23 protein-coding genes are annotated in these 22857 nt (G+C 68.9%); 11 read left to right on the forward strand and 12 right to left on the reverse strand.

What is annotated here, in order from left to right:
• Positions 1-81: 81 nt before the first annotated feature.
• Both ABT053_RS13225 and ABT053_RS13230 read right to left on the reverse strand, forming a co-directional pair.
• Positions 82-1584, reverse strand: a complete 1503-nt coding sequence (locus tag ABT053_RS13225) for a CehA/McbA family metallohydrolase domain-containing protein (RefSeq protein WP_350969181.1) — start codon at positions 1582-1584, stop codon at positions 82-84.
• 255 nt (positions 1585-1839) lie between these two features.
• Positions 1840-2343 (reverse strand): carboxymuconolactone decarboxylase family protein, encoded by a 504-nt coding sequence (locus ABT053_RS13230; RefSeq protein ID WP_350969182.1) that lies wholly within the window; start codon positions 2341-2343, stop codon positions 1840-1842.
• Between the two features lie 560 nt (positions 2344-2903).
• On the opposite strand from ABT053_RS13230, the gene sigJ reads away from it, so the two are divergent.
• The gene (gene sigJ, locus ABT053_RS13235; RefSeq protein ID WP_350969277.1) at positions 2904-3812 is read left to right on the forward strand and encodes an RNA polymerase sigma factor SigJ; all 909 of its coding nucleotides are present in this window, start codon (positions 2904-2906) and stop codon (positions 3810-3812) included.
• Positions 3813-3831: 19 nt separating this feature from the next.
• On the opposite strand, the gene ABT053_RS13240 is transcribed toward sigJ, so the two are convergent.
• Positions 3832-3984 carry a hypothetical protein gene (locus tag ABT053_RS13240; protein WP_350969183.1) on the reverse strand — a complete coding sequence of 51 codons (153 nt, stop codon included), beginning with the start codon at positions 3982-3984 and terminating at the stop codon, positions 3832-3834.
• 10 nt (positions 3985-3994) lie between these two features.
• On the opposite strand from ABT053_RS13240, the gene ABT053_RS13245 reads away from it, so the two are divergent.
• The 3 genes from ABT053_RS13245 (at position 3995) to ABT053_RS13255 (ending at position 7534) form a co-directional block, all read left to right on the forward strand.
• Complete coding sequence (locus tag ABT053_RS13245) at positions 3995-4393, forward strand: COX15/CtaA family protein (protein ID WP_350969184.1); 399 nt, start codon at positions 3995-3997, stop codon at positions 4391-4393.
• Between the two features lie 331 nt (positions 4394-4724).
• On the forward strand, positions 4725-5171 hold the full coding sequence (locus ABT053_RS13250) for a phospholipase (protein WP_350969185.1): 447 nt from the start codon (positions 4725-4727) through the stop codon (positions 5169-5171).
• 725 nt (positions 5172-5896) lie between these two features.
• Complete coding sequence (locus ABT053_RS13255; protein ID WP_350969186.1) at positions 5897-7534, forward strand: ABC-F family ATP-binding cassette domain-containing protein; 1638 nt, start codon at positions 5897-5899, stop codon at positions 7532-7534.
• Between the two features lie 289 nt (positions 7535-7823).
• Here the strand turns inward: ABT053_RS13255 and ABT053_RS13260 are convergent, their stop codons facing one another.
• The 5 genes from ABT053_RS13260 to ABT053_RS13280 form a co-directional block, all read right to left on the reverse strand.
• A complete protein-coding gene (locus ABT053_RS13260; protein WP_350969187.1) occupies positions 7824-8402 on the reverse strand; it encodes a GNAT family N-acetyltransferase in 579 nt (192 codons plus the stop codon).
• Between the two features lie 118 nt (positions 8403-8520).
• A complete protein-coding gene (locus ABT053_RS13265; protein ID WP_350969188.1) occupies positions 8521-8808 on the reverse strand; it encodes a hypothetical protein in 288 nt (95 codons plus the stop codon).
• Positions 8809-9124: 316 nt separating this feature from the next.
• The gene (locus ABT053_RS13270) at positions 9125-9805 is read right to left on the reverse strand and encodes an NADPH-dependent F420 reductase (RefSeq protein WP_350969189.1); all 681 of its coding nucleotides are present in this window, start codon (positions 9803-9805) and stop codon (positions 9125-9127) included.
• 167 nt (positions 9806-9972) lie between these two features.
• The gene (locus ABT053_RS13275) at positions 9973-10800 is read right to left on the reverse strand and encodes an Imm10 family immunity protein (RefSeq protein ID WP_350969190.1); all 828 of its coding nucleotides are present in this window, start codon (positions 10798-10800) and stop codon (positions 9973-9975) included.
• 205 nt (positions 10801-11005) lie between these two features.
• Complete coding sequence (locus ABT053_RS13280; protein ID WP_350969191.1) at positions 11006-11395, reverse strand: alpha/beta fold hydrolase; 390 nt, start codon at positions 11393-11395, stop codon at positions 11006-11008.
• Positions 11396-11826: 431 nt separating this feature from the next.
• Between ABT053_RS13280 and ABT053_RS13285 the strand changes: the two genes are divergently transcribed.
• Entirely contained in the window at positions 11827-12606 is a 780-nt protein-coding gene (locus tag ABT053_RS13285) for an alpha/beta fold hydrolase (protein ID WP_350969192.1), read from the forward strand.
• A gap of 217 nt (positions 12607-12823) precedes the next feature.
• Here the strand turns inward: ABT053_RS13285 and ABT053_RS13290 are convergent, their stop codons facing one another.
• Positions 12824-13249, reverse strand: a complete 426-nt coding sequence (locus ABT053_RS13290) for a DUF6010 family protein (protein WP_350969193.1) — start codon at positions 13247-13249, stop codon at positions 12824-12826.
• A gap of 293 nt (positions 13250-13542) precedes the next feature.
• On the opposite strand from ABT053_RS13290, the gene ABT053_RS13295 reads away from it, so the two are divergent.
• On the forward strand, positions 13543-14481 hold the full coding sequence (locus tag ABT053_RS13295; protein WP_350969194.1) for a GlxA family transcriptional regulator: 939 nt from the start codon (positions 13543-13545) through the stop codon (positions 14479-14481).
• A 107-nt stretch (positions 14482-14588) separates the two neighbouring features.
• Here the strand turns inward: ABT053_RS13295 and ABT053_RS13300 are convergent, their stop codons facing one another.
• A complete protein-coding gene (locus ABT053_RS13300) occupies positions 14589-15719 on the reverse strand; it encodes a helix-turn-helix domain-containing protein (RefSeq protein WP_350969195.1) in 1131 nt (376 codons plus the stop codon).
• A gap of 184 nt (positions 15720-15903) precedes the next feature.
• On the opposite strand from ABT053_RS13300, the gene ABT053_RS13305 reads away from it, so the two are divergent.
• The 5 genes from ABT053_RS13305 (at position 15904) to ABT053_RS13325 (ending at position 20934) form a co-directional block, all read left to right on the forward strand.
• Entirely contained in the window at positions 15904-17940 is a 2037-nt protein-coding gene (locus tag ABT053_RS13305; RefSeq protein WP_350969197.1) for a SufS family cysteine desulfurase, read from the forward strand.
• 1197 nt (positions 17941-19137) lie between these two features.
• Positions 19138-19728, forward strand: a complete 591-nt coding sequence (locus ABT053_RS13310) for a DinB family protein (protein WP_350969198.1) — start codon at positions 19138-19140, stop codon at positions 19726-19728.
• A gap of 85 nt (positions 19729-19813) precedes the next feature.
• Complete coding sequence (locus ABT053_RS13315; RefSeq protein ID WP_350969199.1) at positions 19814-20044, forward strand: hypothetical protein; 231 nt, start codon at positions 19814-19816, stop codon at positions 20042-20044.
• A 165-nt stretch (positions 20045-20209) separates the two neighbouring features.
• Positions 20210-20581, forward strand: a complete 372-nt coding sequence (locus ABT053_RS13320; RefSeq protein WP_350969200.1) for a type II toxin-antitoxin system RelE/ParE family toxin — start codon at positions 20210-20212, stop codon at positions 20579-20581.
• Positions 20581-20934 (forward strand): helix-turn-helix domain-containing protein, encoded by a 354-nt coding sequence (locus ABT053_RS13325; RefSeq protein WP_350969201.1) that lies wholly within the window; start codon positions 20581-20583, stop codon positions 20932-20934. The genes ABT053_RS13320 and ABT053_RS13325 overlap by 1 nt, the downstream gene beginning before the upstream one ends.
• Positions 20935-21127: 193 nt before the next feature.
• Here the strand turns inward: ABT053_RS13325 and ABT053_RS13330 are convergent, their stop codons facing one another.
• Both ABT053_RS13330 and ABT053_RS13335 read right to left on the reverse strand, forming a co-directional pair.
• Positions 21128-21835, reverse strand: coding sequence for a DUF6000 family protein (locus tag ABT053_RS13330; protein ID WP_350969203.1), 708 nt, complete (start codon positions 21833-21835; stop codon positions 21128-21130).
• A gap of 298 nt (positions 21836-22133) precedes the next feature.
• A complete protein-coding gene (locus ABT053_RS13335; protein WP_350969205.1) occupies positions 22134-22691 on the reverse strand; it encodes a hypothetical protein in 558 nt (185 codons plus the stop codon).
• Between the last annotated feature and the right edge of the window lie 166 nt (positions 22692-22857).

A 22857-nucleotide genomic window follows, 5' to 3' on the forward strand; every position in this document is an offset into this window, starting at 1 on the left:
CGCCGGTGGACCGGCGGGACGTTCACGTGTGTTCCAGGTGCTCGCGACGGACCGCCGGGGCGTTCTCCGGCGGCCGAGGTGCTAGCGGTACTGGACGAAGACCGGGTTCGAGTAGAACCACAGGTCTTCCCAGGGGCTCTCCTTGCCGTCGGCGAGCGGCTCGGCCTCGTCGGTGCTCGTGCCGCGTACGCGGGCGTAGAAGTCGCCCTGCACGTCGCGCAGGGTGTGGCGGATGACGTAGTCGCGTCCCGACCTGCGCCAGTCGCGCGGGCCGAACCGGGCCACGACCTTCGTGGTGGGGTTGGTGTCGGCGTCGAGGTTGGCGCTCGGGCCGGTGACCTGACCGGTGATCAGGTCGACGCGCCGGACCTCGGGGTGGTCGCCGTTGGCGTTCTTGCCCTCCAGCGGCCGGAACCTGATCTCGATGTCGACGTCGGTCCGGTTGCGGCGGCTCACGGTGAGGGTCTCGCCCGTGGTGGCCTGGCGGCCCTGGGTGCTCGCCGTGACGTCGAGGCTGGTGATCAGGTCGCCGGTGCCGACCCAGATCCGCCCGTTGCGGAGGCCGTCCATGATGTCGGCGTAGTCCTGCCTGGCCAGCACGTGGGTCTTGCTGTACTCGCCCGGCCAGAAGTCGGCGCCGCCGCGCGTCCAGTGCACGTGCGAGTCCGAGGTCGCGGTGATCCACCAGCGCCGGCCCTCGCCGAGCAGCGAGTCCCAGAGGCCGCCGACGCGAGCCGTCATCTGGTCGAAGCCGCCGTACGTCGGGTGGTTGCCGTAGCCTCCGCGCGCGCCGCCGTTGAGCGGGCCCGCCTGGTGGCCGGGAGCGCCCTCGAAGCCGACGTAGATCTCCGGTGCGACGTTGTTGCCGTTGCGGAACTCCTTGGGAGTGTCCTGCCCGTAGACGCCGAGGCCGGTCGCCGACCGCGAGGCGTGGTGGGCGATGACCAGGGGCTTCTGCCGCATGCCCTTCGCGGCCTTCAGGAACTCCACCATCTTGGCCTCGGTGTCGCGGCCGGGGTCGGCGGGGAACGCGTCGTGCTTGGCGAAGCGGCTCTCCAGCTCGAACAGCTGCTGCGCCTCACCGGAGTGGTGGGGGATCATCAGCGTGTGGTGGTCCAGCGCCGGGGCGTCGAACTCCATCCCCCAGAACTGGAGGACCTCGGGCACGAGGACGCGCGAGCGCAGCAGGTCGGGGTAGGCCTGCTCAAGGTTCACCTTCGAGTGCGTCGGCCCGCCGTGGTCGGTGCACATCGCCCAGCTCAGGCCGAAGTACTTGGCCATGATCGCGTTGGTGACGATCGGGTACACGGCGTCGGCGCCCTTGCTGAACTTCGGCGGGTTCGTCGAGGTGTCGAACTCGCCGCTGTACTCCGAGTGCACGTGGTGGTCACCGGCGCGCCACACCCGGTTGCGGGAGTCGCCACGGTTCTCGCTCGCGCGCTCGGGGTCCTGCTCCGCCCACGCCGCGTTGCCGGTCGCCAGCGGGCTCGCGGCGACCAGCGTCGCCCCGAGACCGGCGTACTTGACCAACCGGCGTCGTGAGAGCGACGAGCGCTCGGGGTCTTCGGTGTTCTGGTCCTTCACAATGAAGCCTTTCGGTCATCTGCAGCTTGGTCCCAATCTGCGAGTCTCGAAGGCCGCGCTGAACGCAACATGAACAGGGAATGGGACGACCACGAACAACTGCCTCAGAAGGTTATAAATCATCTCCTGGGTGGCACCTGCCGGGCGTGCCCGGGGTTCACCCGCTCGCAGGCGGGCCCGTGGGCCGCTCCGGGCCGGGCGTGCCCCAGGGTGAGGCACGGCCGCGTGCTCTCACCCTGGGATCGAGGGTCATCACTAACGGTAATTTTTCCCCGGAGGCCTGCCGGGGATCGGCCTGGCGATGAGAGCGACGGGGACGAAGAAGCAGATCTGGCCGATCGCCAGGGTGAGCGTCCAGAGCGCCATGTCGTCGTAGTGGGCGGACACCCTGGCGTACAACTCGTCGGGGACGCGTTCCCCGAGCGGGTTCGGGGTGAGGACGGCCTCCACGAGCTCCAGCGCGACCCGTTCGGCGTCGGTGAAGTAGGGGGCGTCCCGCCACGACGCCACGGCGGTGATGCGCTCCTCCGTCTCCCCGGCCTCGCGGAGGCCGCCGGTCTGCCGGACGGCGTGGTAGGTGCTGCCGACGATCTGCCCGGCGCGGAGCTGCACCAGGCCGACGGTGGTCCGCGGGATCGAACCGTTCAGGGTGGCCTTCGCCATCGCCCCGGCGATCGTCGCCACCTCGGGAAAGAACTGGGCGGGGTCGGGCAGGCGCGACCGGAGGCCGTCCTGCCCGGAGGTCGTGGGTACGGACATCGCGAGGTCTTCCTTTCTCGATTTCACTCGATTCCAGCGGCGGTCCCAAGGCCCGCGGCCCGGTGGGCGGGATCTCTCGTCACGAAGTGGCCGGCAGCGGTTCCGGCAGTGGTTCCGGCAGTGGTCCCGGCGCGGGTTCCCGACGGCGGTCCACGTACCGGCCCGGGGTCGCGGAGCCTTCTCGTGTGCTGGATGGTGTCTCGGGAGTCCGACGACACGACCACCGGGAATGTGAGGCGACGCGCCGGCCTCACAGTTCGGCGCGCTGTCTCGTCGGACGGGTGAGGGCAGCCGCGACCGAGGGAGCCGACGACACCATGACCACCCCATCCGGGCCATCCGAGCCGTTCGAGCCATCCGGGTCGTCCGGGTCGTCCGGGTCGTCAGAGCCATCCGGGTCATCCGAGCGGTCCGGGCCGTCTGAGCGGTCAGAGCCATCCGGGTCATCCGAGCGGTCCGGGCCGTCTGAGCGGTCAGAACCGTCCGAGCCGTCAGGTCCGGGAAGGCCGGGAGGGCCGGGAGGGCCGGGAGGTGACCGGTTCGATCCGGGTCTGAGCGCGATCGTCAGCGAGCGGCGCCAGCTGATCAATCTCGCCTACCGCCTCCTGGGCTCCCTGGCCGACGCCGAGGATGTCGTCCAGGAGACCTACGCCCGCTGGTACGCCATGTCCCGGCAGCGGCAGGAGGCCGTCGAGTCCCCGGGCGCCTGGCTGACGACCGTCGCCAGCCGCGTCTGCCTGGACCTGCTCGGCTCGGCACGGGCCCGGCGCGAGCGTTACGTGGGCGCGTGGATCCCCGAGCCGCTGCCCGACCGTACGGAGTGGATCGACGGGCGGCCGGGCGGCACCGCGGCCGATCCCGCCGATCCGGCCGACCGGGTCACCCTCGACGAGTCGATCAACATGGCCTTCCTCGTCGTGCTCGAATCGATGACCCCGGCCGAGCGCGTCGCGTTCGTCCTGCACGACGTCTTCCGCTACCCCTTCGCCGAGGTGGCCGAGATCGTCGGCCGTACCCCGGCGGCCTGCCGCCAGCTGGCCACCTCGGCCCGCCGCCGCATCCGCGACTCGCGGGCTCCCGAGGCCCCCGCGACCCCCACGGCCCAGCAGGCCGGAATCGTGAGGGACTTCAAACTGGCCTGGGAGGCCAAGGACATCGACGCCCTCATCGGCCTGCTCGCCCCCGACGCCACGGCGGTCACCGACAGCGGCGGCCTGGCCGCCGCCGTGCTCCGCCCGGTCGAGGGCCGCGAGCGGATCGCGCGCTACGCCGTCGACATCGTCGAAATGGTGCCCAGCATGACGATCCTGGAGCGTACGGTCAACGGCCAGCCCGGCCTGGTGGCCCAGCAGGACGGCGTCACCGTGACGGTGCTGGCGTTCGACGTCGCAGGCGACCGGATCACACACATCTGGGCGGTACGCAACCCCGAGAAGCTCCGGCCCTGGACCGTGGGGCAGCAGCCCTAGGACCGCCCGGACACGGCCGTCACGGCACGCGCGCGACGCGCCCGGCCGGGGCCGTCGGCCCGGCCACGACGAAAAAGGCCGGGGCGATCGCCGCCCCGGCCACGACGGAGAAGGCCGGGGCGATCGCCGCCCCGGCCGTCGCCGCCACCTCCACCCGTCCCGCAGCAGTCAAGGAGTCACCCGTGTTCCTGCGTATCGTGATCACCCTGCAGACCCTGGCCCTCTTCGCCGCACCGATCACCGCCGGACTGCTGTTGTCCTCGCCCGGCGGGCGGACGCTGCACAGTGTCTCGGCGTACGGGGTGTTCGCCGTGGCGGTGTCACACCTGGTCGTCGCGATCCTGCTGTGGCGTCCGGGCGGCGGCTCGCCCAGGCCCATCCTGTACGCGGCCGGGTTCCTGGGGCTCGTGCTGGCGCAGATAGCACTGGGCATCGCGCAGGTGAAGACCCTGCACGTCCCGCTGGGCGTGCTGTTGTTCGGCCTGAGCGTCCTCCAGCTCAGCCGGCTCCGGCCGGTCGCCGCGAACCGGAGGGGCGGAGACGTCCACGCGACGTCCGGCCTTCTGGATCGTCGCTCATGAGCTGGACGTGACGACGACACGGCGATCGTGATCGAGCTTTCTCCGGGGCGGCCCCCGTCGTGGGCGCCGCCGGTCCGCGCGAGGCCGGAAACAGATCCTTACGCGAGACTGTAAACATTGTAAAGAGCTGCCGTTCACGAATATCGGCGCCGATGTTGACAAAGATCTGTTCCGGCGTCACCGGATATTTCGCCTCATTGTTAGGCCGTGGCAGAGTCCTGCCGCGAGAGGTACCCCCCGGACAAAGGCAGAGTCCATGGTCAAACGCGCCCTCGTAACCGCCGCTCTCTCCCTCGTCGCATTACTCGGGTTAACGCCGCCCGCCCACGCGGTGACACTGGAGCAAAAACTCGCCGCACTTTCGAATTTCAGCCAGCCCACGGCGGCCAGCGCCGCCAGCTGGCTGTCCGCCTGGCAGAACCAGGGAGCCTGGGGAGACTACGGCTTCGACTGGTCGACCGACCTGTGTTCGAGCAGCCCCGACCAGCCGCTCGGTTTCGACTTCAGGAATTCGTGCCGGCGTCACGACTTCGGTTACCGCAACTACAAGGCGGTGAGCCAGTTCCCGGCGAACAAGGCACGCATCGACGACGCGTTCTACTTCGACATGAAGCAGGTCTGCGCGAGATACTCCACCATCCCCAGGGGCACCTGCAACAGCCTCGCCTGGACCTACTACCAGGCGGTCAAGGAGTTCGGCACCCTCAACGTCACCGGGGCGCAGATCGAGCGGATCCGCCAGGCCGCGGAACGGGCCGACCAGGAAGCGGCGGCGTGATCCGTCCCGCTCCCCGTCGACACGGGATCGTCCCTTCGCGTTGATCCCTCACCGGCGCCTCACGGATTCTTCGTGATCTCTCGCTGACACGAAACCGGGCCGGTCCCGCACCGGCCCGGTTTCGCGTCGGTCCGGTCCCGCAACGGGCCCGGTTTCGTGCCGGTCCTGTACCGGGCCTGGTTTCGCGTCGGCCCGGTTTCGCGCCGGTCGGCGTCCCGGGAGCCGCCCCCGGGCACGGCCCGGGAGCCACCCTCCGACCCGCGCGGAGCAGATGGCCGACCACGTGCCGGCCGGCCTCGCCCGTCGCCCCGGTCAACGGACCGGTCACCGGAAACGTCATCGGATTCCCCTCCGTGGACGAGACGCCGACGCTATGTCCCCCCGCCTCCGGCGCATCGGACCGTGGGCCTGGGACTTCCGGGACACGTTCCGGCACAACCCTCGAACGGGTCACGCGGGCTCTCAGGCCCCCGTACGGCCGGAAGATCCGGGAGAGCTCCTGCCGGCCCTCCCCGGCGCGTCCCATATGATGGGCCGCGAGTGACAGGGAAAAGGGAGATCAGACGTGATAGGTGACGACGACATCTCCGGGTGATACCGGAAGTGATCGGCCACCGGCCGGCGCGTAGCAGCGCTGCCGCCGTGGCCATGCCGTCGTCTCACCGATTCCCGTTTCCCGGCTGGGCGGCCTTCGCGCGCCCGCGTCCCACACGAGGTTTTCCCGCATGTCCGATGCGTTCGTCATCTGCTCGAACCTTTCCTTCTCCTGGCCCGACGACACCCCGGTCTTCCAGGATCTCTCCTTCACCGTGGGCGGCGGCCGCACCGGCCTCGTCGCCCCGAACGGCGCCGGCAAGAGCACCCTGCTCAAACTGATCGCCGGTGAGTACCGGCCCGGAGGCGGGACCGTGTCCGTCCAGGGCGTGCTCGGCTACCTCCCGCAGAGCCTGCCGCTCACCGGTGACCTGACCGTGGCCGAGGTCCTGGAGATCGCTCCGGTGATCAGGGCCCTGGACGCCATCGAGTCCGGGGACGCGAGCGAGGAGCACTTCACCACGATCGGCAACGACTGGGACATCGAGGAGCGCACCCGTGCCCAGCTGGACCGGCTCGGCCTCGGGGAGCTCTCGTTCGCCCGGCGCCTGGACACCCTCAGCGGCGGCCAGGTCGTCTCCCTCGGCCTGGCGGCGCAGCTGCTGAAGCGGCCCGACGTCCTGCTGCTCGACGAGCCGACCAACAACCTCGACCTGGACGCGCGCCGCACGCTCCACGGCGTACTGGAGGACTGGAACGGCTGCCTGCTGCTGGTCAGCCACGACCGGGCGCTGCTCGACCGGATGGACCGCATCGCCGAGCTCGACCGGGGCGAGGTCCGCTCCCACGGCGGCAACTTCACCGCCTACGAGGAGGCCGTACGCGCCGCGCGGGAGGTCGCGGAGAAGAACGTCCGCAACGCCGAGCAGGAGGTCAAGCGGGAGAGGCGGGAGATGCGGCAGGCCCGCGAGCGCGCGGCCCGCCGGGCGAGCAACGCCGCCCGCAACCTCAAGGACGCCGGGCTGCCGAAGATCTTCGCCGGGACGATGAAACGCGACGCCCAGGAGTCGGCGGGCAGGGCGAACGAGGTCCACGCCGCGCGGGTCGACGACGCCAGGGCCCGGCTCGACGAGGCGGGCCGCGCCCTGCGCGACGAGCAGAAGATCACGCTGGAACTGCCCGGGACCAACGTCCCGGCCGGACGTACGGTCTTCCTCGGCGAGGGGATGCGGGTCCACCACGGTGAGCGGGCCCTGTTCGCGGGGGAGGGCGTCGACCTGACGATCCGGGGACCCGAGCGGATCGCGCTGACCGGCCCGAACGGCGCCGGAAAATCCACCCTGCTGCGCCTGGTCAACGGAGATCTCGAACCGGGGGGCGGCCGGGTCAGGCGGGCCGACGGCCGGGTCGCCCACCTGTCCCAGCGGCTGGACCTGCTCGACCTCGACCGGACCGTGGCGGAGAACCTGGCCGCGTTCGCCCCGGGGATGCCGCAGGCCGACCGGATGAACCTGCTCGCCCGTTTCCTGTTCCGCGGCTCCCGCGTTCACCTGCCGGTCGGCGCGCTGTCCGGAGGTGAGCGGCTGCGCGCCACCCTGGCCTGCGTGCTGTACGCGGAACCGGCGCCCCAGCTGCTGTTGCTGGACGAACCGACCAACAACCTCGACCTGGTCAGCGTCGGCCAGCTGGAGAGCGCGCTCAGCGCCTACGAGGGCGCGTTCGTGGTGGTCAGCCACGACGAACGCTTCCTCGCGGAGATCGGGATCGACCGCTGGCTGCGCCTCTCCGAGGGACGGCTGCTGGAGGCGGGAGCCCCGGCAGCGACCTGAGCCGACCCGTGACCGCCCGAACGGGCGGGGGCGGCCGGTGAGGCGGCCGAGAGAGGGGCAGGGCCTCGGGCCGAGATCGTTTCCCGGCCCGGCGCCTACCGGATCGTTTCCCGGCCCGGCGCCTACCGGATCGTTTCCCGGCCCGGCGCCTACCGGATCGTTTCCCGGCCCGGGGCCTACCGGGTCGCCTCCCGGCCCGGCGCCTACCGACCCGTCGCTTACCGGCCCGACGTCTACCGGATCGTTTCCCGGCCCTGGGCCTACCGACTCGGGCCTACCAACCCGTCGCCTACCGAATCGCCGCCGCCCACCGGCGCCGTTCCCAGTCGGCCCGGGTGAGCTCGTACTCGACGTCGCCGTGCTCGGAACCCTCGATGATCTCCGGCCAGTCCTCGGTGAAGCTCCGCACGAACGACAGACCGGCCTTCTCCATCACGCGCCGCGATCGGGTGTTGACGGTCATGGTGTTCGCGGTCACCCGCTCCACCCCGAGGTCCGTGAATCCCTTGTGGATCAGGGCCCGCGACCCCTCCGTGGCATAGCCGACGCCCCAGGCCGCCCTGTTCAGCCGGTAACCGAGCTCCACCACGGCGGGGCTGTGGTCGGCCAGCGGCCGGAACGCGAACCAGCCCAGGAAGGTGCCGGTGGTCCTCTCCTCCGCGGCCCAGTAGCCGCGGGTGCCGAAGCACGGGTGGTCATGGAGGAACCGCGGCAAGGTGTGCGCCCGGATCGCCTCGCGGCTCGCCGGGCGGCCGCCGTTGATGAAGCGCGTCACGTCGGGGTCGTCGTCCAGCGCGAGCAGGTGGTCCGCGTCGACCTCGGCGAACGCACGGAGCACCAGCCGGTCGGTCTCCAGGAAGATACGCATGCCGGAATCCTCACCACCGGAGGCCGGGACCGCCACGGGATTTCCGTTCGGCGAGGGGCGGCGGGGCACCCGACTGTCCGATCGTCCGGCGGGATCTCACGGACGTCCGGTCAGGTGATCAGCCGGGGTCGGGATTGTTGTGCCACGTCTCGAAGGAGGGAGCGGGCGACCGCGTGAGGTCCAGGAACTGCTTCGCCTTGTCCAGGCAGCCGGGACAGACGGGCTCCTGGACCGACCTGGCCGTCGCCTCCGGTGTCGGCTCGCGGAAGGTGGCCAGCACCGTCATACCGGGCAGAAGGCCGGTCTCGGGGTCGATCGTGACCGTCGTGACGCTCGCCGGGACGAAACCGAAGGTGCGCTTGCACACGTAGCATCTGCCGATTGTCGTGATCTGCTCATCTGCCATATGCGTCTGTCCTCCTCCCGGCACCGTACATCGTGGGTGGTTTCCATAGATATGGCGGATATGGCGGATATGGCGGATATGGCGGAGCTCGACGCGCTGCTCGCCCCCGGCACCGCTCGCCCCGGCACCAGCTCGGCCCGAGGAGAGCGCTGAGGACCGAGCCCGCGCCGCCGAAGGGCCGGTCGGCGTACCGACACCCCGGCCGGCCCAGGTCTCCCAGCGTGTATACCTCGGCCGGTCCGAGTACCCGGGCGTACCGATACCTCGGCCGGCCCGGGTGTCTCGCGGCCTGCCGACACCCCGGCCGGCCCGGGTGTCAACGCTGGGCGTCGGCCAGCTTCGTGCGGAGCGCCGAGCCCTCGAAGGGCACTCCTGGTGACTCCCAGAAGTTCTCGAGCCCACCCGCGTAGACGAAGCCGTACGCGGGGGTTCCCGGCTGGAAACGCCACCCGTCCGCGAGCGCGCCCGCGTCGACGGTGTCGTAACCGATCCGGTCGAGGAACGCGGTCGTCTCCCCCTTCGCGCCGGCGTCGTCGCCCGCGATCGCCAGGGCACTGCGGTCCGTCGCGCCGGAGGGCCGCGCCAGCGCCCGCAGGTGCTCGAAGTAGATGTTGTTGAAGACCTTGACGACCTTGGACGCCGCCAGGTGCCGCTGCAGCAGTTCGCTGGACGTCGTGGATCCGGCGTCGAGCTCCGGGAGGTTCCCGTCCCGCTGGGGATAGTAGTTGTTGGTGTCAAGAACGGTCTTGCCGGCGAGCGGCTCCGCCGGAACGTCGAGATAGGCCCGGAGCGGAACGCTCACGACCACCAGGTCGCCGGCCGCGGCGGCCTCGGCGGAGGTCGCGGCGCTGGCCTTCGGCCCGAGCTCGTCGACCAGTTCCTTCAATGTCTGCGGGCCGCGTGAGTTGCTCAGCACCACGTCGTAGCCCGCCGCGACGGCGAGCCGGGCGACCGTGCCGCCGATGTTTCCGCTGCCGATGAGTCCAACAGTTGTCATGACAACCATCAACCTCCCCGCCGCACCCGGCATTCCCCGCCGCCACCTGGGGCCGGGCGTACGGTCCCGGAGGCGGCGAGGAACGCCGATCTTTCCGAGACCCTGGCCGAAGGCCCGAGGACCAGAGGCGTCAGGGACGCAAGGGGCGATTGGGAACGTCAGGGGTGTCAGAGATGCATGTCGTGGGGGCGCTGGTCGTGGCGACCGGACAGCAGGATCTCCCGCAGGCTGCTTCTGAGGAGTTCGACGCCGCCGTCGTCGATCCGGAGATCGACCCGGACGACGGGCTCCACCCGCAGCTCCCTCGCGGCCTCCGCGGTGAAGTGGAGTGTCAGCCGTCCGGAGGCGAGCTCGCAGCGGGTCACGCCGCCGTAGGTCGTGCCCGCCTGGTCCTCCCGGACGACGCAGTACGTGTCCATGCCGAGGTCGATCTCCTGCTCGTCCGGTTCCTCGGCGGACATCATGAAGATCAAGGCGTTCCCGGTGCCATCCTCGTGTTCGGCCATTCCGAAAACCACCATCTCCGACTCCTCGTCCCGGCCGACGGTCCGCGCGACCATGGCCCCCAGAGGAGGCCACGCGGGACCGGGCTCACCGTCCGCCGACGAGACAGGGGCGGGGCCGGCATCCGGGAGGGGAACGCCTTCGGGCCGGGCCGCGTGCATCCACGGCGGTATGAGATCCGGACTACGCGGAAACATGGTCAGTTCCTCCACGTAGGCCCAGGCGGGCACTTCGACGCCCTCGGCGAAAGGCGGCTCCATGCCGGGGATGGGCATCGTGAAGTCGTAGTCCTGAGCGAAGGGCGACTGTATGTCGAAGGTGCTCATCATGGAGTTGTACGACTTCCCGCGAAGGCCGTAGCCGAGCCAACAGGCGAACCACGTCCCCTCGCCCGGCGTGTGATGGGCCACCTTCAACCGGTGGAAAAGGTCGTCGAGGTCCTCGACCTGTCGATTCCGCCGGGAGCCGTCCGCCATCCGGTAGCTGACCACGGTGGTGCCGAAGGTGCCGAGCTGGCGGCGAAGGACGTCGACCTCCTGCCATCCGTCCGGGGCGCTGGCCCGCACGGCCCGTCCGATCTCGACACAGAGCTCGTACGCGGGGTCGGATGACATCCTCACCGTCCCTTTTCTGTTGGGTTCTGGTTCCGCGGGCGGACGAGAAAAGGAGCCTATCGGGCGTCCCTTCGCCCCCCGTTCAGGTCTTCCCGCGCTCCGGCGGCAGGCCCAGCACCTCGTCGACCGCTTGGACGATGATCTCGGGTTGCTCGTACGGAATCTGGTGGCTCGCCCTCTCGGCGACCATCACCTTCCCGTTCGAGGACCGGCCGGCCAGAGCGCGATGGTCGGCGGTCAGATGCTCCAGATGTGCCTTGGGCATCCACGGCCGCCGGCCCGCCGTGATCACGCGGACGGGCACGGACGGCAGTCCGTTCTCCTGGCGAGCCTGGGCGGCCTCACGCATGGCGTCCTGCATCCCGGTCAGGGTGACGGCCAGTTCGCGTAGCGACCGCGCGGCGGCACCGCCGAACATCGCACGCAGACGCAGCAACCGCGGGACGAGGCCGCAGACCGGCATCACCGGCACGGAGTCCGGGCCTCCAGGCTGCCGGCACGTACGCCATCGCCGACGAGCCAGGGCCACGACGGGGACCTGCTGTCGAAAAGCAGGATGCCAAAGGACAGAACGGTGCCACCGACCAATGCGATGGATCCCCAGGTGCGAACAAACGCGACGTCGTCGTAGGGAGGCGGGGTCTCTGTGGGTTCGGTCATGCCGGAGAGAATCCCATAGCGGATCTAGGGGACGAAGTCATTCATCTACGTACACCTGATCACCCCGGAGCCGGGTGCCTTCGCCGGAGGCCTTGGGGTTCATGGTGACGTGTGGCGGGTGGGTCGAGTCGCACCCAGCTTCCGGGCGCCGGCAGGAGACAGGCTCATGGGGGTGACCCGTCCCTGTCCCGAATTGTCGGTGGAGCTCTGTAGCGTCCGAGGTCACTGTGCGAAGGGGTCATCATGGCGACGGCGACGTCACGCGACGGTACGCGGATCGGGTTCGAACGGACGGGAACGGGGCCGGCGCTCGTGCTGGTCGACGCGGCGGGAGGGTTCCGCGGGTTCGGCCCCATGAAGTCACTCGCCGAACACCTCGCCGACAGATTCACGGTCGTGATCTACGACAGGCGCGGACGCGGCGAGAGCGGAGACACGCGGCCGTACGCGGTGGAAAGGGAGGTGGAGGACCTTGCGACTGTGATCGAGGAGGCCGGAGGACCGGTGTTCGTCCACGGGTTCTCTTCCGGTGCGGCCCTTGGCCTGCTCGGAGCGGCGGCCGGGCTGCCGATCTCGATGCTTTCACTCCTCGAGCCGCCGATCGCCTTCGACGAGCCGTCACGGAAAAGTGAGCTCGCGGCCGAGATCGACGCACTGGTCGCCGCCGGTCGCCGAGCCGATGCGGTCGAGCACTTCCACACGAGCATCGGCGTTCCCCCCGAGATGACCGCGGGTATGCGGCAGGCCCCTTTCTTCCCGACCCTGGAGGGCATCGCGCACACCCTCGCCTACGACAGTCGCGTGACCGAAGCCGTCTCTCCCGCCACACTCCGATCCGTTGCCGTGCCGGCCTTGGTGGTCAACAGCGAGTCCAGTGACGAACGCCTGCGCGGCTGGGCACAGGAGACGGCGGCGGCTCTTCCTCAAGGCCGACATCTGCCCCTGAAGGGCGAGTGGCACGGCGTCCCCGACGACGTGCTGGCCCCCGCGCTGGCCGAGTTCTTCCTCCACGGAGCCATCTGACAGGCGTGTGAGCGCCATGGACCTCGTACGCGGGCGAGGGGCGCCCTTAGAGAAGATCAGGACGCAGGGATCAAAAATCTCTTCCTGCCCCGGGCCTTTGAGGGCGGAGCGGGTGACGGGAGTCGAACCCGCGCTGTCAGCTTGGGAAGTCTCCAACGCGTCTGCCCCCGAGCCGGCGAACTGCCGGCCTGTGGGGGAGTGCTTCGGCTACCCGCGATCAGGGCGGCGGCGTGGGCTGTTCGACGCGGGATCGACCCAGACGTACGCGGAGCAGGGTGATGACCGAGGGGCCACCCGAGAAGCACCAAAGGGCGATCACGGGGTCGCAGATCGCGCATCCCAGGGAGGAGTGGTCCGCGAACGGGAGGATCGGGTTGCCGTGCAGGTGGTGCGACAGATCCCAGCCGGTGTGCAGCAGCCACCCGATGCCGATGAAGGTCCACGACTCCAGGCCGCGGTAGGCGCAGTAGGTCATGACGGCCGTGAAGGCGAGTTCCCACGGGCCGAAACCCCCGCCGCTGAGGTAGGCGGCCCCGGCTCCGGCCACCATGATCGCGTTGAACCTGCGCCGGTGCGGTTCGCGGATCAGGGACATCAGGCACACGTACACGACGCCGATCATGATCGGTGCGGCGACGCTCATCGTCGGTGTCCCTCCTGGCGACGGCCGCCCGGCGCGGCGGCGGCACTCGCGGTGCCGTCCGCGCGGAGGAGCTCAAAGGCCGTGGCGGTATCGAGTCGGGCGATCACGAAGGTGTCCGTTCCGTTGGGAAATATCGGGACGCGGTCGAGGCTAACCAGCGGCGTCTCCGGCTCCTAGTGGCAGGAACGACAACTTCCAACGGGATATCGCCAACGGGTGTTCGGGGCAGCGGGACCGGCGAAGAGCAGCTGGAAGCCGTTGGCGAGAATCCGGTGGGGGGATATGTTCTCGCCATGCACACCGTCGCCGTCCTCGTGCTGGACCAGGTGATCCCCTTCGACCTGTCCACCCCCATCGAGGTGTTCACCCGCACCCGGCTGCCCGACGGCCGCCCCGGTTACCGGGTGCGGGTCTGCGCCGAGCGGCCCGACGTGGACGCCGGTCTCTTCACCCTGCGCGCCCCGTGGGGACTGGACGCGCTCGCGGACGCGGACACGCTCATCGTGCCCGGCACCGCCGACCCCGCCAGGCCCCTCCCGCCGGCCGTCCGTGACGCGCTCCGCGGCGCCGCCGCCGACGGCACCCGGATCGCCTCCATCTGCTCCGGCACCTTCGTCCTCGCCGCCGCCGGACTGCTCGGCGGGCTGCGCGCCACCACCCATTGGCTGGCCGCCGCCCAGCTCGCCACCGCGTACCCGGACGTCGACGTCGACCCGGACGTGCTCTACGTCGACAACGGGCAGATCCTCACCTCGGCCGGCGCCGCGGCGGGACTGGACCTGTGCCTGCACATGATCCGCCGCGACTACGGCTCCGCGATCGCCGCCGACGCCGCCCGACTGTCCGTCATGCCGCTGGAACGTGAGGGCGGCCAGGCCCAGTTCATCGTGCAGCGGTATCCGCCCACCCCTCGCGGCTCGGCCCTCGAACCCCTCCTGCGCTGGATCGAGGACAACCTCGCCCGCGATCTCACCCTGGCGGACATCGCCGACCAGGCCGGCACGAGCACCCGTACCCTGATGCGGCGCTTCCGCGAGCAGACCGGCACCACGCCACTGCGGTGGCTCCACCGGGCCCGGGTCCGCCAGGCCCAGCACCTGCTGGAGACCACCCACCATTCCGTGGAACGCATCGCCGCCCAGGCGGGCTTCGGCTCGCCCACCGCCTTCCGCGACCGGTTCAAACGCGTCGTCGGCGTCAGCCCCCACACCTACCGGAACAGTTTCAGCTAGAGCCGGGCCGCCGGCCGAGCGCCTCTTCGGCCCGCGCGAAACAGGCCGACGAACCAAGCGGTGATCCCATTTCCCGGCGTTGACGAATCAAGGCGAATCAAGGCGAATCAAGCGGTGATCCGGGTCATCTCCCGCAGTTCCCCCCGGGTCGACTCGCAGTCCGTCGCCCGCAGCCGGGCCAGCACCGGTCCGGCGTCCGCGTTGAAGCGCAGCTCCTCCGGGCAGCTCTCGACGATCCGTCCCAGCAGCGCCATGGCCGCGCCCGAGTCGCCGTCCATCGCGTGCGCGGTGGCCACGGCCAGCAGGTGCCGCGCCTGGCTGTCCCTGTCGGGGAGGCGGTCGGCGTCGACGCCCGCCGCGAGGCGGATCGCCTGCGCGTACCGGCCCATCCGGACCGCGACCGCCACCCGGTGCAGGTCCACCTCCAGCGCGAACTCCGGGCCCAGCCGGTCGCCGAGCTTGCGGGCGTGGTTCAGCAGCTCCTCGGTACGCAGCACGTCGCTCTCCTCGGCGGCGGCGAGCGCGGCCGTCAGGTAGCAGAGCCCGGTGACCTCCGGCGACTCGGGCCGGCCGTCGATCACCGCCATGCACAGCCAGCGCGCGTCGGCGTACCGGCCGAGCGAGACGAGCACGCCCGCCACCTCGGCCTGGGCGATCGCCGAGCCCGCCGAGGAGGCCACCGCGCGATCGGCGGCGATCAGGGCCAGCGCGTGCCGGCCGCAGCTTCGCAGCAGCGCCGTGAACAGCCGGTACACCTGGGTGAGACCGGCCGTACCGGCTTCCCGGTCCGCGCCGGTGGCGGCCCTGGCCGACAGGTCGGCCATCGACAGCAGCGGCGGCAGGCGGCGGCGCGTCTCGGTGTAGCGGCGGGGCGAGCGCTGCCAGATCTCCCACGCCGCCGTCACGTGGTGCCGCACCCGCGGCACGCTCTCGGGCGCCTCGCCGGTGAACCGGCCGGGCAGCAGCAGCGCGTTCCCGACCTCGTCGGATTCGCCGTGGTCGCAGGCGAGCGGGAGTTTCGTCCGGCCGCCGACGAGTTCGGAGAGATCCTCGACGCGGAGCACCTCGGCGATCCGCATGATGGTCGACAGCCGATCCAGGGGTTTCACCCCGTTCTCGACCAGGCGGAGCCATTCCTCGCTGCAGCCGACCAGGTCGGCCAGAATTCTTCGGGTAAGGCCGCGGGAGCGGCGCCTGGCCATGATCCGCGCGCCGTCAACCAAGAAATCGCCGACCATGTCGCCACATTAGGTGAGGAATTCGAGACGCTTGGTGGACGGAAATTGCGGCAACTCCTTGCCACCCCTACCCCCCTGAAATGTGGGTTATACTGAAAGGTTTACATGACGCAACTCCAGTTGGATCTAGCCGGTCGGGATCCGCCGAAACTGCCGCTACACCATTCGGCAGGAGGAGACCACGATGGCGATCGACGTCGAGTCGATTCGGAAGGAATTCCCGTTCTTCGAAACCGCCCCTGACGGTTCCCGCCCACCCGTTTACCTCGACAGCGCCGCCACCACGCAGAAACCAGCCGTCGTCCTGGACGCGTTGAACCACTACTACATCCGCGCCAACGCGAATGTGCACCGGGGCGTGTACCGGCTGGCCGTACAGGCGACCGAGCTGTACGAAGGGGCGCGAAGCAAGATCGCCACGTTCGTGCGCGCACCGCGGGCCGAGGAGATCGTGTTCACCAAGAACGCGACCGAGGCCGTCAACCTGCTGGCCAACTCGTTCATCTGGGCGGACGGACGGCTCCGCGTCGGTCCCGGCGACGAGATCGTCCTGACCGAGATGGAACACCACTCCAACCTGATCCCCTGGCGGCTGCTGGCCGAGCGGGTGGGAGCGAAGGTCAGCTATCTCGGCATCACCGACGACGGCCGCCTGGACCTCTCCGACCTGAACGAGAAGATCAACGAGCGGACCAAGGTCGTCGCGGTGGTGCACGCCTCCAACATCCTGGGCACGGTGAACCCGGTCGCGACGATCGCCGCCCGCGCGCACGAGGTCGGCGCCCTGATGGTCGTCGACGCGGCCCAGTCGGTACCGCACCTCGGCATCGACGTCACCGCCCTGGGAGCCGACTTCGTCACGTTCTCCGGCCACAAGATGTGCGGTCCCACCGGAATCGGCGCCCTGTGGGCCAGGTACGAGCTCCTGGAAGCGCTCCCGCCCTTCCTCGGCGGCGGCGAGATGATCGAGAACGTCGCGGTGGACGCCATGCACTACGCCGCGCCCCCGCTCAAGTTCGAGGCCGGCACGCCCCCGGTCGCGCAGGCCGTCGGCCTCGGCGCCGCCTGCGACTTCCTGAGCAGGATCGGCATGGACGCGATCGCCGCCCACGACCAGGCCCTGATCGAGTACGCCCTGGACCGGCTCGGCGACGTGCCCGGCATCCGCTTCATCGGCCCGACCGACACCGCGAACCGGCTGCCGCTGCTGTCGTTCGTGGTGGACGGCATCCCGCTGCAGCGCATGCGCGCGAGTCTGGACGAGGCGGGCATCGCCGTCCGTTCCGGCAACCACTGCGCGCAGCTCGCGTGCAGCCGGTTCGGCGTCCCCGCCGCGATCCGGGCCTCGTTCTACCTGTACAACTCCCCGGACGAGGTCGACATCCTCGCCGAGACCCTGGAGACGGCCACGAGGTCCCGGGCCGCCGTGACCGCGGACACCTCCTTCGACGTCAGCCAGGTACGCCCGTACAAGGACATCCTGCTCCCGTCGATCTTCCAGCCGTGGGCGGAGTACATGGTCGAGGAGCTGGCGCCGGCCCCCGGCACCAAGGCGCTCGACGTCGGCACCGGCCCCGGCACCGTCGCCCGGGTGCTGGCCAAGGCGGTCGGCCCCACCGGCGCCGTGGTCGGCACCGACCTCAACCCCGCCATGCTCGCCCTCGCCGCCGAACTACCCGCCGTCGACGGCGCCCCCATCCAGTACGTGGAATGCGGCGCCACCCCGATGCACGTCTCCGACCAGGCGTTCGACCTGATCACCATGCAGCAGGTCCTGCAGTTCGTTCCCGATCGCGGCGCGGCGCTGGCCGAGATGCGCCGGGCCGCCCGCCCCGGCGCGCGGATCGCCGTCGCCACCTGGCAGCCGCTGCACCGCAACCCGCTCTTCCGCGCCCTGTACGACGCCGTCGCCACCGTCCTCGGCCCCGACAAGGCGGATCTTTTCGAGGAACCGTGGTCCCTGCCCGGGATCGAGGTCGCCACGCTGGCGAAGGAGGCCGGTTTCGTCGACGTCGAACTCCGCGAATGGACGCTGCCGGTCACCGTTCCCGGCGGGCCCGACGCGATCTGCTGCCTGTTCGACTTCTCCGCGGTCAGCCCGTACATCGGTTCGCGTCGCGCCGACCTCACGGCCGCCGTACGCGCGAATCTGGCGCACTGCACGGATGAGAACGGTGTCCACTCGGAGACCGCGGTGACCCTGGTAACCGCCCTGGCCTGACCGCCGCCCTGGCCTGAACCGCCCTGGTGACCGCTGCCTTGTCCTGAACCGCCCTGGCCTGAACCGCCCTGGTGACCGCCGCCTTGTCCTGAACCGCCCTGGCCTGAACCGCCCTGGCCTGACCGCCGTTCTTTCCCGCGAAGGCCACCTCCCACCGGGAGGTGGCCTTTCCGGCGCCCTTCCTCTGACCCCGGCCGTCCGATGAGAACGGGAGGTCGTCGCGCGCATAACCGCCACCGAGGAGGTCGAGCGGCGCGGCCTGCCGAAGGAGGTCCCACTGCCGCGCGTCTACGCGCGGTGCGCGACGCGGCCGACCATGCCATGCCCTGCCCTAGTCGTGGTCGTGGTCGAGGTGCTGCTCCCGGCCGATCGCCATAAGGTGGAACCGGCCGATCGCCATGAGGCGGAAGACGCCTGCCCGACCAGCTGAAGCGCCTGCCCTCATCTCAGGGCACGCCCTCGCTCACCCCCCGGGACAGTCGTTGTCCCCACCGCTGCGCTCGACGCAATAGCCGGAAGGCAGTGGATCCGGGGGCGGGACCGATCCGCCCGAGTAGTTCCCGGCGATGAGCGTCGTGGCGGCGACCACACAGAGGGCTGTGGCGGCTCCGAACACGCATGCGGTCACCTCCCTTCGCGCTTTTCCGGCGACGACGGCAGCGAGTGCCGGTGCGGCGACTCCGACGACGACTGCGGCCATGAGGAACCGCCTGGCGCGATCGTCATCGGCGGGACCTCCGAACGAGGCTGTCAGCCCTTCCCCGGCCCAAAGCAGAGCCAGGCATGGAGTTCCTATGAGCCAGACCAGTGTCAGAACGACCAGGGTGAGATCAGTCCAGGTTCCCGGCTTTCCCGTCTCCGGCTCCATGATTCGAATTTTCGCTCGGTCGCACGAGAGTCGCCACGGACGACGTGCCAAGCGGTATCGAGTCGTTGTCCTTCCGAGGCCACCTTCGCCGGTCCGCGACGGGGTGAGGTGAGCGCGCTTTGTCGCATGGACGTCGACCTTGAACTGGATGGGTGATTGTGATCGCGAGCCGTCACGAGAAGCTGCCGCGGTACTCGTTGTAGTGCCGCCCCATCCCCGGTTTTCCCGTCCTTCTCGTAGCCGCCGATCCGAAGCGTGATCGCTGCGAGAAGGGCTCCCAGATGCCGTACCACTGCCAACTGTCGGCGCTGGGTGGAAATATGTCCGTCATGACCGAATCGGATCCGAAGTCGGACCTGCACCGCTACCTGCAGACCGCCCGTGAAGCCCTGGTGTGGAAGCTCGACGGGCTCTCGGAGTACGACGTCCGCCGCCCGCTGACACCGACCGGCACCAACCTGCTGGGGCTGGTCAAACACGTGGCCAGCGTTGAGCTGGGATACTTCGGCGACACTTTCGGGCGGCCGTCCGCCGAGTCGCTTCCCTGGTTGGAAGACGACGCCGAACCCAACGCGGACATGTGGGCGACCGCGGACGAGTCGCGCGAAGAGATCGTCGGGCTGTATCACCGGGTGTGGAAGCACTCGGACGCGACGATCGAGGCGTTGGCGCTGGACGCGACCGGCCGGGTGTCGTGGTGGCCGGATGACCGGAACCAGGTAACGCTGCACCAGATCCTGGTACACATGATCGCCGAGACGAACCGGCATGCCGGGCACGCCGACATCGTCCGAGAGCTCCTCGACGGAATCGTCGGGCTGAAGAAGGACAACGACAACATGGCGACAGGTGACCAGGCGTGGTGGGAGGACTACAGGGACAAGCTGGAGCGCGTGGCGCGAGAGGTCGGCAGGAGCTGAGCCCACGATCCGGCGAGGGTGACAGCGGCACCGAAATTCCGGTGCCGGGCCTGGCCGACGGCGATGACCTCAACGCTCCGGTTCGATGAGCGAGAGGCGGCAGCCAAGGAGGCGAACCTTTCTTTCCGGCATCCACTTCCACATCCACGACCTTCGCCGTACGGGCAACACGTTCGCCTCGCAGCCGGGCGCGACGCCGCGGGAGCCGCCGAACCGGATGGGGCACTCGACCGGGCGGGCCGCGCCGACCTGCCCGCACATCGGGAACGGGCGGGTCCAGATGATCGCCGATGATCTCAACTCCATACAGGCCTAGCGGACGACCGGCGGGCCCAGCTGTCGCCTCAGCTGGACCAAGGGCTCAACTGAGGACATAGCAGCTGATCTGGGATGGCAACCAAGATCGAGGAGTGGACACGAGGCCGGGTCTGGTACTCATCCCCGCTGCGAGTTACCATCGAGTGTATATATTATCGATTGTATGTCTCAGTGGGAGATTGATCTAGAGCCGGAGGTGGAGGCTTGGCTGGATGGGCTTTTATTTCCGCTCTACCAGCGGGTTATGCGGAACGTAGACGACTACCTCGTCACCGGTGGCATTCCTGATGGGGATCATGTGAAGAAACTGAAGGATGCCGAAGGCGTACACGAACTGCGTGTTGCTCTTGACCGCACGACCTGGCGGTTGACCTTCTGGAAGCCATCCAGCAATGTGATCGTGGTCCTGACGGCCTTCCGCAAGACACAAGATGGGGCGCAGACCGCCGACATCGACCGAGCGATCGCTGCCAGGAAGCGGTGTGAGACAGAGCACGACCTAACCACCACGCACGTGTTCGAGAGGAGCGCATGATGGGTCACAGCCGTTGGGAAACCTACAAGGCGAAGCGTCTGCGCGAGATGGAGGCAGATGCGCAGCCCCACTCCGAGTACGAGCAGGCGGGCCGTGACCTGGAGCTCGGAGATCAGTTGCGTGAGATCCGCAAGCGCCGAGGCCTGTCTCAGAAGGTTGTAGCGGAGCGCTCCGGGATGTCCCAACCCGCTCTGTCTCGCATCGAGGGCGGTGGTGGCATTCCGGATATAGCGACACTGTTGCGCCTCGGTGCGGCGATGGGGGTTCGGTTTCGCGTTGAGCTCATCGTCGACGACGACACCACTGAAATCGAGCCTCTAACGGTGCATCACCGACAGCTCACGAACGCATAAGCCGCAGGCGGCCACTTCGAGGCTCGGTCTGTAAGCTTCCGCTGCTCCTTCCGTGGCAGCGGTCTTCAGCTGCGGCAGCCTTGCTCGGGAGTCGTCGGCGCAGGAGGAATGTGGAAAGGCCCAGCTCTAGGTCACATTCTTGAGCTGGGCCTTTGACGCTGGAGTAAGTGACGGAAAGCAAACCCGCGCTGTGTCAGCTTGGGAAATCTCTTACGCGCCTGGTCGCTGAGCTGGGGCCGCCCCAGCGTTCAACGTGGGCGATCGTGCCGTCACTTCCACTCATGCAATCGTCGGCGAATCGACACAGGCGATCGATCCAGCGTTTCGGCTCGGCAGGGTCGACGTTGAGTTCCTTCAGCCATGACTGTTCCCAGAGACCGCCCGGGATGAAGAACCGGGCGGCATGGTCGGTTCCCAGACGTTCGTCCAGGTGCAGGAGCGCGCCCATCGCCCAAGCCTGGTCATAGCGGCACTCCGGACGAGGAAGGTAGCGATCGAGGTAGGCGATGAGAGGTTCCACATCCTCCACCCTCCCGAAGCGGGCGAACGCGAAGCAGTACCCCTTGCCCGCATAAGGGCCGCCGCTTTCCAAGAGCAGTTCGCCAAGCTCGCGACGGAAGCGAATACGACGGTCAAGACCTATAAGGTAGGCGGCGACGAGACGGGGGCGCCAGTCCTCGCCCAGTAGCGCGCCAAGCTCGTCGTCGGTGATCTCCTTCGCGTCACTCGCGATCGACCGGGCGAACGCGGCAAGTTCGGGCCTGGGCAGACGGAGGAAACTACCGCCGAGGAGCTTCATGTACCGTCGCGATGACCTCCCCTCCGGAGTGACCTTTCCTTTCGTGGTGACGAAGCGATAGATGAGAGGCGACACCTCGGCATTCCCGGCCTCGTAGCGCATAGAAGTATCTTTCCGTCTCTACGAATCCCATGCTCCCTCCGATCGCCGGCCTGTACCGGCATGCGCGCAGTGTGGCCTGGGCCTGCTGCCATGTAGATCCCCAAACAACGTCCAAGGGTGTTCAGACTCGTTCGCTGCTAAGGTCGCGAACGAGCCTCTTGTTCATATCAGTAGGTTGTGTTTCCGCCGCCGTTGCTCCAATAGAGACCGGGAGGAAAGAACACAATATTGTAGAGGCCGAAGAGGATGAGAAAAGTTCCTGCGGTAAGAAAGAGGTTCCGAAGCATAAGGGGCGATGCTATGAGCCGGAGGGCCGAGTTACTTCTAGTTTCCGGGCACTGGCAGGGGACAGGGCCATGGGGGTGATCCATCCCTGTCGTGTCAGGACCACTTGGGCCGGGAGAGGGGTGATCGGGTAGACCTCGATGCCCTGCGCCCAGTTCGTGAGCAGTCCTTCGGTGCCGCCGGGGTCGATCAGGACGATCGAGATGGGCTGGCCGTCCTTGGCCCAGGTGTTCCAGATCGCCCATCCTTCGGGCCGGGCTTCGACGCCCAGGCGGGCGCAGATCTCGGTGTAGCTCTCTTCCATGCCAACGGGAAGGGCGTCCGGCCGGAGGATGACCACCCCGGCGAGTCTCATCAGGGGAAGGTCCTCGTCGAGACAGCCGTCCCCGTCGAAGTGATAGTGACGGAGTTGACGGGCCGTCTCGATCACTGCTCGCCGAAGTGGCGTGGCCTCATCGGAGACGGTGGCGAGAGTGAGCCAGCCCTCGTCGCCCGCCGCGTCGACGATCTCGCGCGCCAGGTGCTCGATGTGACGTAGGTACTCGATATCACTGAGGTCGATTCGGGACACCGCGACAGCATGACATCAGGGCGTGATCCCGGGCATGTGAATTATACGGCCGGGAAGATGCTGCTTTCCTGAAGTGGAATGGGTGATGGGAATCGAGCCCACACTGTCAGCTTGGGAAGTGCATCGATCACACCTCATGGGGCGGCTGACCTGAGTGTTGGGCCGG

Origin of the sequence: Streptosporangium sp. NPDC002524 (assembly GCF_040295985.1) — a bacterium.
Classification (GTDB): Bacteria; Actinomycetota; Actinomycetes; order Streptosporangiales; family Streptosporangiaceae; genus Streptosporangium.

Bases quoted from the DNA above. Each gene is read 5' to 3' on its own strand.
- ABT053_RS13230 (WP_350969182.1), bottom strand. From the start codon at position 2,343: ATGTCCGTACCCACGACCTCCGGGCAGGACGGCCTCCGGTCGCGCCTG.
- ABT053_RS13255 (WP_350969186.1), top strand. From the start codon at position 5,897: ATGTCCGATGCGTTCGTCATCTGCTCGAACCTTTCCTTCTCCTGGCCC.
- ABT053_RS13260 (WP_350969187.1), bottom strand. From the start codon at position 8,402: ATGCGTATCTTCCTGGAGACCGACCGGCTGGTGCTCCGTGCGTTCGCC.
- ABT053_RS13265 (WP_350969188.1), bottom strand. From the start codon at position 8,808: ATGGCAGATGAGCAGATCACGACAATCGGCAGATGCTACGTGTGCAAG.
- ABT053_RS13270 (WP_350969189.1), bottom strand. From the start codon at position 9,805: ATGACAACTGTTGGACTCATCGGCAGCGGAAACATCGGCGGCACGGTC.
- ABT053_RS13285 (WP_350969192.1), top strand. From the start codon at position 11,827: ATGGCGACGGCGACGTCACGCGACGGTACGCGGATCGGGTTCGAACGG.
- ABT053_RS13290 (WP_350969193.1), bottom strand. From the start codon at position 13,249: ATGAGCGTCGCCGCACCGATCATGATCGGCGTCGTGTACGTGTGCCTG.
- ABT053_RS13295 (WP_350969194.1), top strand. From the start codon at position 13,543: ATGCACACCGTCGCCGTCCTCGTGCTGGACCAGGTGATCCCCTTCGAC.
- ABT053_RS13300 (WP_350969195.1), bottom strand. From the start codon at position 15,719: ATGGTCGGCGATTTCTTGGTTGACGGCGCGCGGATCATGGCCAGGCGC.
- ABT053_RS13305 (WP_350969197.1), top strand. From the start codon at position 15,904: ATGGCGATCGACGTCGAGTCGATTCGGAAGGAATTCCCGTTCTTCGAA.
- ABT053_RS13310 (WP_350969198.1), top strand. From the start codon at position 19,138: ATGACCGAATCGGATCCGAAGTCGGACCTGCACCGCTACCTGCAGACC.
- ABT053_RS13315 (WP_350969199.1), top strand. From the start codon at position 19,814: ATGAGCGAGAGGCGGCAGCCAAGGAGGCGAACCTTTCTTTCCGGCATC.
- ABT053_RS13320 (WP_350969200.1), top strand. From the start codon at position 20,210: ATGTCTCAGTGGGAGATTGATCTAGAGCCGGAGGTGGAGGCTTGGCTG.
- ABT053_RS13325 (WP_350969201.1), top strand. From the start codon at position 20,581: ATGGGTCACAGCCGTTGGGAAACCTACAAGGCGAAGCGTCTGCGCGAG.
- ABT053_RS13330 (WP_350969203.1), bottom strand. From the start codon at position 21,835: ATGCGCTACGAGGCCGGGAATGCCGAGGTGTCGCCTCTCATCTATCGC.